This is a genomic window from Nonomuraea sp. NPDC050328 (assembly GCF_044459405.1).
Taxonomy (GTDB): domain Bacteria; phylum Actinomycetota; class Actinomycetes; order Streptosporangiales; family Streptosporangiaceae; genus Nonomuraea.
The window spans coordinates 304,099-316,426 of the sequence record NZ_JBITIW010000006.1; the positions used below are offsets into that span (position 1 = coordinate 304,099).

The window sequence follows — 12,328 nt, forward strand, 5'->3', positions numbered from 1 at the left end:
GGTGAGCGGTCATGGGTACTTACCGCCGCCCCCGAGAAGAGTTCACGCCACGTCGTTACACCAGGCCGCGGCGCTTGAGCAGCGGCTCGATCCGCGGCTCGCGGCCACGGAAGGCGCGGAAGGCGGCCAGCGCGTCCATGCTGCCGCCCACCGAGAGCAGGGTCTTGCGGAAGTGGTCGCCGTTCTCCCGCTTGAGCCCGCCGTTCTCCTTGAACCACTCGACGCTCTCGGCGTCGAGCACCTCGCTCCAGATGTAGGAGTAGTAGCCGGCGCTGTAGCCGGTGATGTCGGAGAAGATGTGCAGGAAGTAGTTCGTCCGGTACCGGGTGCGGACCAGCGGGAAGTCCACGCCGGCCGCGCGCAGCGCCTCGTCCTCGAAGGCCCGGGCGTCGGCGACCGTCTGGCCGGTGGCCAGGCGGTGCCAGGACCAGTCGAGCAGCGTCGCCTTGAGGTACTCCAGCGTCGCGAAGCCCTGGTTGAACTGCTCGGCCGCCTGCATCTTGTCGATCAGCTCGCCCGGCATGGGCTCGCCGGTCTCGTAGTGCTTGGCGTAGTTGGCCAGGATCTCCGGCCAGGTCGCCCACATCTCGTTGACCTGCGAGGGGTACTCGACGAAGTCACGCGGCACGCTGGTGCCCTCGACGCGCGGGAAGCGCACCTGCGAGAACAGGCCGTGCAGCGCGTGCCCGAACTCGTGGAAGGCGGTCTCGACCTCGTCGAACGTCATCAGCGTCGGGCCCTCGGCCGGCTTGGTGATGTTGAGGTTGTTCATCACCACCGGCTTGTCGCCGAGCAGGAACGACTGGTCGACCAGGTTGTTCATCCACGCGCCGCCACGCTTGGTGGGGCGGGCGTACGGGTCGAGCAGGAACAGGCCGATCGCCGAGCCGTCCTCGTTGAAGACCTCCCAGACCTTCATGTCCGGGTGGTAGCCCCTGAGGTCGGGACGCGGGGTGAAGGTGATCCCGAACAGCTTGGTCGCGGCGAAGAAGATGCCGTCGTCGAAGACCCGGCCGAGCTCGAAGTACGGCTTCATGGCCGCCTCGTCGAGGTCGTAGCGCGCCTTGCGCACCTTCTCGGTGTAGAACGACCAGTCCCACGGCTCGATCGGGTGGCCGGCCTGCTCCTCGAGCGCCTCGGCCTCCTTCTTGGCGTTCCGTACGGCGGGGCCGACGAGCTGGGCGAGCATGGACTCGACCGCGTCGACGGTCTTGGCCGTCTGGTCGGCCACGATGTAGGCCGCGTGGTCGGGGTAGCCCAGCAGGTTGGCCCGCTCGATGCGGATCTCGGCGATCCGGGCGGCCAGCTCGAAGTTCTCCGGCGCGCGCTCGACGCTGAGGGTGTACAGCTTCTCGCGGGTCGCCCGGTTGGTGAGCTGCGCCAGCGCGGGCTGGTTGGTGTAGTTGAGCAGCGGGAGGACGTACTTGCCGTCCTTCTCGATCGCCTTGATCTGCGCCTCGTCCAGCCCGTCGAGCTCGGCGGCGTCCTCGACGACCAGCGCGGACTCGGACGTGGCCTTCAGCACGTTCTGCGAGAAGTCCGTGGTGAGGGTGGACAGCTTCTCGTTGAGCTCCTTGAGGCGGGCCTGCTGCGCCTCGTCGAGGTCGGCGCCGGCCTTGATGAAGTCGGTGCGGTAGCGCTCCAGCAGCCAGGCCTCCTCCGCGTCCTCGGTGGCGACCTGCTTGATCCGGGCCCACAGCTCGCGGTTGAGGTTGATCTCGTCGCTGTGCTTGGTCAGCCGCGGCGCGATCTCCTTCTCGATCTCGCGGATGCCGTCCGTGGCGTCGGAGGAGGCGAGGCTGAAGAAGATGGTCGCCGTGCGGCGCAGGATCTGCCCCGAGCGCTCCAGCGCGGCGATGGTGTTGTCGAAGGTCGGCGCCTCGCCGCTGGAGGTGATCGCGTCGACCTCAGCCAGGTGCTCGGCCATGCCGCGCTCGAAGGCGGGCAGGAAGTGCTCCTCGCGGATCGAGGCGAAATCCGGTAGCTGGTACGGCAGGCCGCTGGGTGCGAAGAACGGGTTGTCGGTCAACGCTCGGGCTCCTCACGGGGTGATTTTGTCCCCTCTAGCTTGGCACGCTGCCGCACGTGCAATAGCACCGCGTGGACCGGGTCCGGCAATCGTTTTGGTGTCACGCGCCAACGTCGGCTATTGTTTGGGACGTCGCCAAGCGCCTCGGAGCCCTGCGGGGAAACACGAGGTTGGTAGCGATGGGGTATGGTGTAATTGGCAACACGACTGATTCTGGTTCAGTTATTCTAGGTTCGAGTCCTGGTACCCCAGCTAGACGGCCTCGCAAGGGTTGTCTTTTGTGACACGGTCCCGTCGTCTAGTGGCCTAGGACGCCGCCCTCTCAAGGCGGTAGCGCCGGTTCGAATCCGGTCGGGACTACTCAGATCGTCGTTCACAAGCTTGGTCCCGTCGTCTAGTGGCCTAGGACGCCGCCCTCTCAAGGCGGTAGCGCCGGTTCGAATCCGGTCGGGACTACCAACGAAAGCGCAGCACTCCCACGGGGTGCTGCGCTTTCCGCATTCTCAGCAGCGGTTTCTCAGCCTCGGTTTCTCAGCAGCGGTACCAGCCGGCGTAGCGCGGCCGCATCTCCAGTCCCGGGTACTGCAGCGTCGTCGACCAGCTCAGCGCCGACCGCGCGGGCACCGACAGGCAGGGCCCGTCGGGTGCGTAGTCGATCCTGACCCGGACCCGGTCGGTGCCGGAGCCGCCGCAGTTGTACCAGGTGCCGTAGATGTAGGACAGGTACCGGCCGTTGGGGTGCACGCCGGCGTCCCAGTCGCCACCGCCTCCCGAGTCGGAGGTCCTGGTCCCGCACTGGCTCGGCTCGGCGGCGGCCGGCCCGGCGACGGCCAGGGCCCCGGCCGCCGCCAGCGCCGCCACCGCGATTCTCCCGATCTTGCGCATGTCCTGCTCCCTTCGTCGTGCAGCCACGATGAGGGTCGCCGCTTTGTTCGCGCTTTCGACGTCTTCCGCTCGGTGGCCCGCCGGGGTAGGAAGGGCACGGGGCCCAATCGTCGATCAAGGGGAAAACCGTGTCCGATGAGATCCGTGTCCTGCTGGAGGCCGTGCCCAAGGCCGGGCTCAGCGCCGAGGACTTACGCCAGGTCGTCACCGCCCACCCGCAGGTCCTCGCCGAGCTGGAGGTGGCCGACGCGGGGCGGCTGCACCTGTCGCCTGCCGTACCGCTGGGTCACGACCCGGGCCCGGACGCGCCGTTCCGCGCGACGGTCTTCGACCCGGTCGGCAACCGCGGCGTCGAGCTGCGGGGCACGCTGGACGCGCCCGAGCGGGCCGAGGTGCGGCCGAGCGCGCACCGGCCCTGGCCCACGCCCGCCGAGCAGGAGGCGGCGGCGGAGATCCTGCGCGCCGACCCCGGCTTCCCGGCGGGTGACGACGTGCTGGTCTACCGGCCCATGCCGCCGCTGGCCGACCTCGAACGGCCGGACGGCACCACCGTCCGCCGGCCCACGCTCGGCATCTACACGCCGTCCGACCCGACCGGCGTCCGGCACCGCATCGTCGCCGTCGACCCGCTGGCCGGGGAGGTGGACTGGACGCCGGCCGGGGTGGTGCTGCACCCGATGCACGACTGCGAGGACAGCGTCCCGGACGCGGTCGGCGGCGTCTGGGACGAGTCGGGCCCCGACCAGGTCCGGGTGCGGGTGCTGCGCGGCGGCACCGAGCTGTGGAACCTGGTCGTGGTGCGCCCGCGGGCCTCGGCCCCGCAGACCGGCATGGGCGGCGGCGTCGAGCTCCGCAACGTCCGCTACCGGGGGCGGCTGGTGCTGCGCCAGGCGCACCTGCCGATCCTCAACGTCGAGTACCTCACCATCGACCAGACCTTCCGCGACGGCGTCAGCATCGAGACCAAGTTCTCCGCCAACGGCACCGAGCCGGTCGGCCGCGGCTGGCGGCTGTGCCCGCGCCCGCCGCAGACCATCCTCGAACGGCCCAGCACCGACGCCGGCAACTTCCAGGGCGTGGCCTTCCACCACGACGGCGAGGAGCTGCGCATCGTCAGCGAGCTCGAAGCCGGTTGGTACCGCTACTCCTCCGACTGGCGGCTGACCGACGACGGCACGATCAAGCCCCGCTTCGGCTTCGCCGCCACCAAGAACGAGCACACCTGCAAGGTCCACCGCCACCATGCCTACTGGCGCTTCGACTTCGACGTCGCCGGGGCCGAGAACGACCTGGTCGAGCAGGTCAACGAGACCGGCGAGCTGGTGCCGGTCCCCGAGCCGATCGTCCGTGAGACCTCGCGCAAGCGGCGGCCGAACATCCGGTGGTGGCAGGTGCGGGACAAGTCGTCGGGGGCCGGCTGGCAGATCCATCCCGGCGAGTTCGACGGGACCGCCGACGCCTACGGCATCGCCGACCTGTGGTTCCTGCGGCACCATCCGGCCGAGCTGTACGACGGCGACCCGGACCCGCGCAACCGCGCGATGCTCAACCGGTTCCTGAACAGCGAGAACATCAACGGCGCGAACGTGGTCGTGTGGTACGCCGTGCACTCCCACCACGACCAGGCCCACCCGCACCCCGAACAGGGCCGGCTGCTCGGCCCCGACCTGGTGCCCGTGGACTGACCGGCCCGAACGGGCGCGCGGTCCGACCTGCTCGGACGGGCGCGCGGTCCGGCGACAAGACGGGCGCGCGGTCCGGCGACAATGGGAGCATGTCCCGAGCCACCGCGCCCTGTCCCTGCGGCCTGCCCGCCACCTACGCCGACTGCTGCGGCCGCTACCACGCGGGCAGGCTCGCCCCCACCGCAGAGGCGCTGATGCGCTCCCGCTACACCGCCTTCGCCCTCGGCGACGAGCCGTACCTGCTGCGCACCTGGCACCCCCGCACCCGCCCCGCCCGCGTGGGCCTGGAGCGGGGGATGCGCTGGACCGGGCTGGAGATCGAGGCCACCACCGAGGGCAGCGCCTTCCACAGCACCGGCACGGTCACCTTCACCGCCCGCTACAGCCACCGCGGGGCCGAGGGCGAGCTGCACGAGAAGAGCCGCTTCACCCGCGAGGACGGCGCCTGGCTCTACCTCGACGGCGACGTGGCCTAGCGGCTCACCTGCCGGCCGCGGAACGGGCCTTGAACAGGGCCCGCTTGGCGGCCTTGGCCACCTGGCGGTCGGGGTGCACCTGGGAGATCAGGTCGAGCAGCTCCTCCACGTGCGCGTGGGGGATGCGCCAGACGACCTCCAGCAGCCCGTCGAGCAGGTCGGGCCCGATGTCCTGCAAACTGCTGACAAATTCCTCGCGGCCGAGGCCCGCGGAGATCGTCCACATGTCCAGGATCAGCCAGTGGGTGTCCTCCTGCGTGGGCTCCGGCGCGTCCGCCACCCCGAGCTGGGTGAGGTGGGTGGCCGCGTAGGGGCGCAGCGAGGGCTGGGCCAGCGCGGCCCGCCAGGCCGGGATGCCGGCCTCGCCGAGCGAGCCGACGACGCTGGCCGCCTGCACCCGGATCAGCGCGTCACTGGCGTCGGAGGCGGCGGCGTCCAGCAGCTCGGAGGCGGCCTTGGCCGGGTCGCGCAGCTCCATCCAGGCGGCGAGCTCCGCGTCGGCCTCCTCCTCGGGCAGGTCGGCGCTGAGCGAGAGCAGGTCGAGGGCGCTCATCGTGTCGATCGCCGGGCGGGCGTCGATGTCGATGTCGGCGTCGTCCACCAGGTGGACCACGCCGTCGACGCCCAGCGGGGTGAGCGTGGCGGTGGTCTTGGTGACGCTCACCATGCCGTAGCCGACCAGCCAGTCGATCACCGGGGCGAGCGGGTCACCGTACAGCTCGGTGGCGGCGGCCCAGGCGTCGGCGCCCAGGTCGTCGAGCTCGGCGGCGGCGGAGGCGAGGTCGGCGCGGAGCGCGGCGATCTCGGCGGAGCCGCCGGCCAGCAGGAGCCGGATGAGCAGCCCGCGGGTCAGCCCGGTCAGGGCCTCGGTGTAGTCGTCGTCGGGCAGCTCGGGGTCGGCGTAGTCGACCGAGTGCAGGCCCTGCGACCAGGCGTCGAGCACGTCATCGTCGTCGTCGAAGGGCCAGTCGGCGGTGTCGGCGCGGACGCTGACCGTCTCGTCGTCGCCGGGCTCCAGGAACTCCAGGTCGACCGCGAGGTTCCAGATGCTCCAGAGCTGCGGGACCGCCTGGGCCAGCGGCCCGGAGGCGGCGGGCCGGGGCAGCCCGACCACCGCGAGCGCCTCCTCGACCTCGTCGTCGGAAAGGAGGCTCTCCTCGCCCACCCGGCGCGCGGGGCCGACCCAGAGGGCCAGGTCGCGGGCCTTGGCGATGAGCGGTACGGCACGCGCCGCGTCGGCCAGCTCGGCGTCGGAGCGCAGCCGGACGACCGGCAGGTCGGCCAGCTCGTCGGCGAACAGCTCGAAGTCACCGAGGTCGGTGTACTCCTCCTCCTCGTCGTCCTCCTCGTCCTCGACCTCGATCTCCTCCATCGCGTCGACGAACTCGTCCTCGAGATCGAGGAGCTCGCCGCGCAGCTGGTCGACCGGGTCGGACTCGGGCGACAGGCGCCCCGTCCCGGACAGGAAGGTCAGGTAGGCATCGAGCGCGTGGACGAGACCGTCGGCGGCCGCGTCGGGGTCGTCGATCACCTGAGGCAGGCGGTCCAGCAGGAGCCCGCGGAGGTCCTCGCTCTTCCAGGTGCGGACGTCGTCGGAGAAGGCCAGCCGGTGCCACAGCGCGGCGGGCCCGACGAGATCCGGCGAGCAGTCGGGCACGTTGTGGCGGGCCCAGACGATGAACTCCTCGAGCAGGGGTCGCAGCTCAGTGGCGGCTACCTCGATGCGATCTGTCACCCGACCAGGCTAGTGCGTCGCGCACTCGATTTTCTCAGGACGAGCGCCGCATGGCCTCCGTGATGCGCTCCGCGGCGGCCATGACCGGCACCGCGTGCAGCCGCCCGGGGGTGCGGGTCAGCCGCTCGATCGGACCGGAGACCGAGACCGCGGCGATCACCTTGCCACCGTTTCCCCTGATGGGAGCCGAGACGCTGGCCACGCCCTGCTCCCGCTCGCCCACGCTGTGGGCCCAGCCGCGCCGCCGTACGGAGGCGAGGGTGGCCGCGGTGAACTTCGCGCCACGCAATCCGCGGTGCAGGCGGTCGGGCTCCTCCCAGGCGAGCAGGATCTGCGCGGCCGACCCGGCCAGCATCGGCAGCGCCGAGCCCACCGGCACGGTGTCGCGCAGCCCGCTGGCCCGTTCGGCGGCGGCCACGCACACCCGCTCGTCGCCCTGGCGGCGATAGAGTTGTGCGCTTTCGCCGGTAAGGTCCCTGAGCTGGGTCAACACCGGCGAGGCCACGGCCAGCAGGCGGTCCTCCCCGGCCGCCGTGGACAACTCCGACAGCCGCGCGCCGAGCACGAACCGCCCCTGGGTGTCACGGGAGACGAACCGGTGGAATTCCAGCGCGACGGCGAGCCGGTGGGCCGTGGGCCTGGCCAGTCCGGTCGCCGCGACGAGCTGCGCGAGCGAGGCGGGACCCGCCTCCAGCGCATTGAGCACCAAAACGGCCTTGTCGAGTACGCCGACTCCGCTAGAGTTGTCCATACACCGATACTGCCGTCTCAGCATACGAGAAAGCAAGTCGGCGGTTCTCAAGGAGGAGATCATGGGCCGCACACTGGCGGAGAAGGTTTGGGAGCAGCACGTCGTCCGACGTGCCGAAGGTGAGCCCGACCTGCTCTTCATCGACCTGCACCTCATCCACGAGGTGACCAGTCCTCAGGCCTTCGACGGCCTTCGGCTGGCCGGGCGGAGCGTGCGCAGGCCCGATCTCACCATCGCCACCGAGGACCACAACGTGCCGACCGTGCTCGGCCCGATCTCCGACCCGGTCTCCAAGACCCAGGTCGAGACGCTGCGCAAGAACGCCGCCGAGTTCGGCATCCGGCTGCACCCGATGGGCGACGCCGGCCAGGGCGTGGTGCACATCATCGGCCCGCAGTTCGGCCTGACCCAGCCGGGCATGACCATCGTCTGCGGCGACTCCCACACCTCGACGCACGGCGCCTTCGGCGGCATCGCCTTCGGCATCGGCACCTCCGAGGTCGAGCACGTGCTCGCCACCCAGACACTCCCGGCCTACCGTCCCAAGACGATGGCGATCGAGGTCAAGGGCGAGCTGCCGGTGGGCGTCACCGCCAAGGACCTGATCCTGGCCATCATCGCCAAGATCGGCACCGGCGGCGGCCAGGGCTACATCGTGGAGTACCGCGGCGAGGCCATCCGCAAGCTCTCCATGGAGGGCCGGATGACCATCTGCAACATGTCCATCGAGGCGGGCGCCCGCGCCGGCCTGATCGCGCCGGACGAGACCACCTTCGCCTACCTCAAGGGCCGCCCGCACGCCCCGCAGGGCGCCGACTGGGACGCCGCGGTGGAGTACTGGCGGACGCTCCAGACCGACGAGGACGCGGTCTTCGACACGGTCGTGGAGATCGACGCCTCCACGCTGAGCCCGTTCGTCACCTGGGGGACCAACCCGGGCCAGGGCGCCCCGCTCAACACGCCGATCCCGGCGCCGCGCAACTCCGAGGACGAGCGCGCCCTGCAGTACATGGGCCTGACCGCCGGCACCCCGCTCAGCGAGGTCGAGGTGGACACCGTCTTCGTCGGCTCGTGCACCAACGGCCGCCTGGAGGACCTGCGGGCCGCCGCCGACATCCTGCGCGGGCGCAAGGTCCGCACCCGCACGCTGATCGTCCCCGGCTCCATGCTGGTCAAGCTGGAGGCCGAGAAGGAGGGCCTGGACAAGGTCTTCACCGAGGCCGGCGCGGAGTGGCGCCAGGCCGGCTGCTCGATGTGCCTGGGCATGAACCCCGACACCCTCCAGCCGGGCGAGCGCAGCGCCTCCACCTCCAACCGCAACTTCGAGGGCCGCCAGGGCAAGGGTGGCCGGACCCACCTGGTGTCGCCGCAGGTCGCCGCCGCGACCGCCGTCACCGGCAAACTGACCGCCCCCGCCGACCTGGCCTAGGAGACCCGCCCCATGGACGCCTTCACCACCCACACCGGTACGGCGGTGCCGCTGCGCCGCAGCAACGTCGACACCGACCAGATCATCCCGGCCGTCTGGCTCAAGCAGGTCAGCCGCACCGGCTTCGAGAAGGGCCTGTTCTCCGCCTGGCGCGAGGACCCGGCCTTCGTCCTCAACCAGGAGCGCTACGCCGGCGCCAGCGTCCTGCTGGCCGGCCCCGACTTCGGCACCGGCTCCTCGCGCGAGCACGCCGTCTGGGCCATCCAGCAGTACGGCTTCCGCGCCGTCATCGCCGCCCGCTTCGGCGACATCTTCCGCAACAACTCCACCAAGATGGGCCTCCTCCCGGTCGTCCTGCCCGCCGAGGTCGTCGACCACCTGCACGACCTGGTCGAGGCGGATCCGGCCACCGAGATCACCGTCGACCTGGGCGAACGCCAGGTCCGCGCGGGCGGCCAGGCGTGGAGCTTCGAGATCGACGACTACACCCGCTGGCGGCTGATGGAGGGCCTCGACGACATCGGGCTGACCCTGCGTCACGCCGACGACATCACGGCATACGAGAATGGTCGGCAGCCATGGCTGCCGACGACCGTCTAGAAGACGACTCTCTGGCGCGGCGGTTGCGCGAGGCGCACCGCCGCGTCCGCCTGCTCCCACCCGGGATGCAGCGGCGTTTCATCACGATCTGCGACCTCGCCAAGCACGATCCGGCCCGCGCCTCGGCCCGGTTGGACGCCTTTCTGGCCGAAGTGGACGACACGCCACGCGCCCAAGAAAACACGCTCGGTGATTGAGTTCCCCCGCGATCAGCCTTAATTTCGAGCGCGTAAGGGGTTTCTTCGTTGACGTCTGTGCTGGAACCCCGCTCCATACCAGGGGGATAGATGAACAAGCGGGAACTCGTCGACGCCATCGCCGGCCGCGTGGGCGACAAGAAGACGGCCACCGAGGCCGTGAACGCGATTCTCGAGGCCATCCAGAACGCGGTCGCGAGCGGTGACAAGGTCTCCATCACCGGCTTCGGCGCCTTCGAGATGGTCCACAAGCCGGCTCGCACGGCCAGGAACCCTTCGACCGGTGCGGAGATCAAGGTCGCCGAGAGCTGGGCGCCCAAGTTCCGTCCCGGCTCCGACTTCAAGGAACTGGTCAACGACGGCGGCAAGAAGGCCGCCAAGAAGAAGTAGCAGCGCGTGGGAGGCGCCCGGACCGGTTCACGGTCCGGGCGCCTTCGCGTGGTGAGCCGGTCAGTCGGGGACCGGGAAGGTGGACAACGTGATGAAGGTGATCTCCTGGCCGCGGGCCACCAGGTTCACCCGCTGCCCCGACCTGAGCAGCCGCAGCGGCCCGGCATCGAAGGCGCGCGAACCGAACTCCAGCACCGTCCCGTCGTCGAGGAAGACCGAGCCCGAGCGGGTGAGCGGATCGAAGGTCCTGACCGTAGCCTGCACCCTGCCAGCGTAATTCGGTTGACCTCGCCCGGCGAGCATCGGAAGATCGCGGCTCGTGACAGACGAACCGGGCATCTGGCGTATCCCCGCCTTCCGCCGCTATCTCGGCGCAGACGTGCTCAGCCAGTTCGGGACCCAGGTCACCCTGGTCGCGCTGCCGCTGGTCGCCTACCTCACGCTGGGCGCGTCCCCGCTGCAGCTCGGCCTGATCACCACCGCGGAGATGATCGCCTTCCTGGTGCTCGGCCTGCCCGCGGGCGTGTGGGTGGACCGCATGCGCCGCCGTCCGGTGCTGGTCGTCGCCGACCTGGTGCGCGCGCTGGCGCTGCTGAGCGTCCCGGTCGCCCACCTGCTCGGCGTGCTGAGCCTGGCCCAGCTCTTCGCCGTCGCCCTGGTCATGGGCGTGTGCACGGTCTTCTTCGACGTCGCGCACATGAGCTTCCTGCCCTCCGTCATCGCCAAGTCCGACCTGCCGCGCGGCATCGGCGCGCTGGAGACCTGCCGTTCGGTCGCCGGCGTCGCCGGGCCCGGCCTCGGCGGCTGGCTGGTGCAGGTGCTGTCAGGACCGCTGGCCATCCTCGCCGACGCCGTGTCCTACCTGCTGTCGGCGCTGCTGCTGCGCGGCGTGCGGGCGAAGGAGACGCCCGCGCCCCGCGAGGAGCGCCGCAGCCTGCGCGCCGAACTGGGCGAAGGCGTGCGGTACGTGCTCGGCCACCCCGTCCTGCGCCGCGTGGCCGTGGTCGGGGCCCTGGCCATGCTCTCCAACGGCCTGTGGGCGGTCGTCCAGCCGCTCTACCTGATCGGCGAGCTGAAGCTCAGCGCCGGCGTCTACGGCCTGATCCTGTCCTCCTACGCCCTGGGCGGGGTGGCCGGCGCCGTGCTCGCCCCCAAGGTGGTCGAGCGCCACGGCTTCGGACCCGCCATGTACGGCGGAGCCGCGCTGTCGATGCTCTTCCCGCTGCTGATGCCGCTCAGCGGACCGGGCTGGCAGCTCGTCCTCTACCCGCTGGGCGGCTTCCTCGGGCTCGTCTCCGCCGTCGTCTTCAACGTCGGCCAGTCCAGCTACCGGCAGCTCGTCACCCCCGACCACCTGCGCGGCCGGATGAACGCCAGCATGCGCTTCCTGATGTGGAGCGCGATGCCCTTCGGCGGCCTGCTGGGCGGCGTGCTGGCCGGCGCGCTGCCGATCCACCAGGTGCTCTGGATCACCTGCCTGGTGGTGTCGGTCGCGCACCTGCCGATCGTGGCGGCGCCCTCAGTGCGCAAGCTCCAGGTCCGCCAGGACTGAGGCGGTGTGCCGGCCCACCCCGAGCGCCACGGCGGCCCGCAGGTCGTCGGGGGTGTCCACGTCCCTGCGCACCGAGTCGATGCCGGCCGCGGCCAGCTCCTTGGCCCCGCCGGCCAGGTGCCTGGCCCGCGACTCGCCGCCGAAGCGCGGGGTGAACGGGACGCCCTGCCGTACGCCGTAGAAGGTGGTGCCGACCTCCTGGGCGTCGGGGACGAAGCCCTGCTCGAAGTCGAGCTCCAGGACGCGGGCCAGCTCCGCAGGGCGCAACGCCGGCAGGTCGGCCTGGAGCGCGCCGACCGGGTCGTCCGGCGCCAGCCGTACGGCATGCGCGGCCCCGGTGCGGAGCGCGGTGTTGAGCCCGCGGTCGGGGTCGGGCACGACGAGGGCGCCCAGCGCCGACAGGGGGGCCGCGGCCAGGGGGTCGGCGGTGACGACGACTACCCGGGCCACGGCGGGGCAGGCGAGTGCCGCCGAGGCGGTGTCGCAGGCGATGGCGACGGCCAGGCGCTCGCGGTGCGGACCCAGCGCGGCGGCCAGCCGGGTCTTCGCGGCGACCAGGGTCTTCACCGGGATGACCAGGGACCAGCGGTTGCTCATAG

The 12,328-nt window shown here is 71.0% G+C and carries 13 protein-coding genes and 3 tRNA genes; 10 read left to right on the top strand and 6 right to left on the bottom strand.

Annotated features, from left to right (window positions below; translation table 11 throughout):
• Window positions 1–55 precede the first annotated feature (55 nt).
• Window positions 56–2,029 (bottom strand): M3 family metallopeptidase, encoded by a 1,974-nt coding sequence (locus ACIBG7_RS24035; RefSeq protein ID WP_397337651.1) that lies wholly within the window; start codon window positions 2,027–2,029, stop codon window positions 56–58.
• Window positions 2,030–2,209: 180 nt separating this feature from the next.
• Here ACIBG7_RS24035 and ACIBG7_RS24040 point away from each other — a divergent pair.
• The 3 genes from ACIBG7_RS24040 (at window position 2,210) to ACIBG7_RS24050 (ending at window position 2,488) form a co-directional block, all read left to right on the top strand.
• Window positions 2,210–2,281 (top strand) — tRNA-Gln (locus ACIBG7_RS24040).
• Between the two features lie 35 nt (window positions 2,282–2,316).
• Window positions 2,317–2,389 (top strand) — tRNA-Glu (locus ACIBG7_RS24045).
• A 23-nt stretch (window positions 2,390–2,412) separates the two neighbouring features.
• Window positions 2,413–2,488, top strand: a tRNA-Glu gene (locus ACIBG7_RS24050).
• A gap of 72 nt (window positions 2,489–2,560) precedes the next feature.
• Here ACIBG7_RS24050 and ACIBG7_RS24055 read toward each other — a convergent pair.
• A complete protein-coding gene (locus tag ACIBG7_RS24055; protein ID WP_397337652.1) occupies window positions 2,561–2,914 on the bottom strand; it encodes a hypothetical protein in 354 nt (117 codons plus the stop codon).
• Between the two features lie 128 nt (window positions 2,915–3,042).
• Here ACIBG7_RS24055 and ACIBG7_RS24060 point away from each other — a divergent pair, with 128 nt between their 5' ends.
• Window positions 3,043–4,599 carry a hypothetical protein gene (locus ACIBG7_RS24060; protein WP_397337653.1) on the top strand — a complete coding sequence of 519 codons (1,557 nt, stop codon included), beginning with the start codon at window positions 3,043–3,045 and terminating at the stop codon, window positions 4,597–4,599.
• An 89-nt stretch (window positions 4,600–4,688) separates the two neighbouring features.
• Entirely contained in the window at window positions 4,689–5,075 is a 387-nt protein-coding gene (locus tag ACIBG7_RS24065) for a YchJ family protein (protein ID WP_357927863.1), read from the top strand.
• Between the two features lie 4 nt (window positions 5,076–5,079).
• On the opposite strand, the gene ACIBG7_RS24070 is transcribed toward ACIBG7_RS24065, so the two are convergent.
• On the bottom strand, window positions 5,080–6,810 hold the full coding sequence (locus ACIBG7_RS24070) for a hypothetical protein (protein ID WP_397337654.1): 1,731 nt from the start codon (window positions 6,808–6,810) through the stop codon (window positions 5,080–5,082).
• Window positions 6,811–6,844: 34 nt separating this feature from the next.
• Window positions 6,845–7,561, bottom strand: a complete 717-nt coding sequence (locus ACIBG7_RS24075) for an IclR family transcriptional regulator (protein ID WP_357927860.1) — start codon at window positions 7,559–7,561, stop codon at window positions 6,845–6,847.
• 61 nt (window positions 7,562–7,622) lie between these two features.
• On the opposite strand from ACIBG7_RS24075, the gene leuC reads away from it, so the two are divergent.
• From leuC to ACIBG7_RS24095, 4 genes are all read left to right on the top strand, one after another.
• Complete coding sequence (gene leuC, locus ACIBG7_RS24080) at window positions 7,623–8,990, top strand: 3-isopropylmalate dehydratase large subunit (protein WP_357927858.1); 1,368 nt, start codon at window positions 7,623–7,625, stop codon at window positions 8,988–8,990.
• Window positions 8,991–9,002: 12 nt separating this feature from the next.
• Entirely contained in the window at window positions 9,003–9,590 is a 588-nt protein-coding gene (gene leuD / locus ACIBG7_RS24085; protein WP_357927857.1) for a 3-isopropylmalate dehydratase small subunit, read from the top strand.
• Complete coding sequence (locus ACIBG7_RS24090; protein WP_357927855.1) at window positions 9,569–9,787, top strand: hypothetical protein; 219 nt, start codon at window positions 9,569–9,571, stop codon at window positions 9,785–9,787. The genes leuD and ACIBG7_RS24090 overlap by 22 nt, the downstream gene beginning before the upstream one ends.
• Before the next feature lie 90 nt (window positions 9,788–9,877).
• Window positions 9,878–10,177 carry an HU family DNA-binding protein gene (locus tag ACIBG7_RS24095; RefSeq protein WP_357927854.1) on the top strand — a complete coding sequence of 100 codons (300 nt, stop codon included), beginning with the start codon at window positions 9,878–9,880 and terminating at the stop codon, window positions 10,175–10,177.
• A 60-nt stretch (window positions 10,178–10,237) separates the two neighbouring features.
• Here the strand turns inward: ACIBG7_RS24095 and ACIBG7_RS24100 are convergent, their stop codons facing one another.
• Window positions 10,238–10,441, bottom strand: coding sequence for a hypothetical protein (locus tag ACIBG7_RS24100; RefSeq protein ID WP_357927853.1), 204 nt, complete (start codon window positions 10,439–10,441; stop codon window positions 10,238–10,240).
• Window positions 10,442–10,496: 55 nt separating this feature from the next.
• On the opposite strand from ACIBG7_RS24100, the gene ACIBG7_RS24105 reads away from it, so the two are divergent.
• On the top strand, window positions 10,497–11,729 hold the full coding sequence (locus ACIBG7_RS24105) for an MFS transporter (protein ID WP_357927851.1): 1,233 nt from the start codon (window positions 10,497–10,499) through the stop codon (window positions 11,727–11,729).
• Here ACIBG7_RS24105 and cofC read toward each other — a convergent pair.
• Window positions 11,697–12,326, bottom strand: a complete 630-nt coding sequence (gene cofC, locus ACIBG7_RS24110) for a 2-phospho-L-lactate guanylyltransferase (RefSeq protein ID WP_357927849.1) — start codon at window positions 12,324–12,326, stop codon at window positions 11,697–11,699. The two genes, ACIBG7_RS24105 and cofC, sit on opposite strands and share 33 nt — an antisense overlap.
• Between the last annotated feature and the right edge of the window lie 2 nt (window positions 12,327–12,328).

Bases quoted from the DNA above. Each gene is read 5' to 3' on its own strand.
- ACIBG7_RS24055 (WP_397337652.1), bottom strand. From the start codon at position 2,914: ATGCGCAAGATCGGGAGAATCGCGGTGGCGGCGCTGGCGGCGGCCGGG.
- ACIBG7_RS24065 (WP_357927863.1), top strand. From the start codon at position 4,689: ATGTCCCGAGCCACCGCGCCCTGTCCCTGCGGCCTGCCCGCCACCTAC.
- ACIBG7_RS24075 (WP_357927860.1), bottom strand. From the start codon at position 7,561: ATGGACAACTCTAGCGGAGTCGGCGTACTCGACAAGGCCGTTTTGGTG.
- leuC (WP_357927858.1), top strand. From the start codon at position 7,623: ATGGGCCGCACACTGGCGGAGAAGGTTTGGGAGCAGCACGTCGTCCGA.
- leuD (WP_357927857.1), top strand. From the start codon at position 9,003: ATGGACGCCTTCACCACCCACACCGGTACGGCGGTGCCGCTGCGCCGC.
- ACIBG7_RS24090 (WP_357927855.1), top strand. From the start codon at position 9,569: ATGGCTGCCGACGACCGTCTAGAAGACGACTCTCTGGCGCGGCGGTTG.
- ACIBG7_RS24095 (WP_357927854.1), top strand. From the start codon at position 9,878: ATGAACAAGCGGGAACTCGTCGACGCCATCGCCGGCCGCGTGGGCGAC.
- cofC (WP_357927849.1), bottom strand. From the start codon at position 12,326: ATGAGCAACCGCTGGTCCCTGGTCATCCCGGTGAAGACCCTGGTCGCC.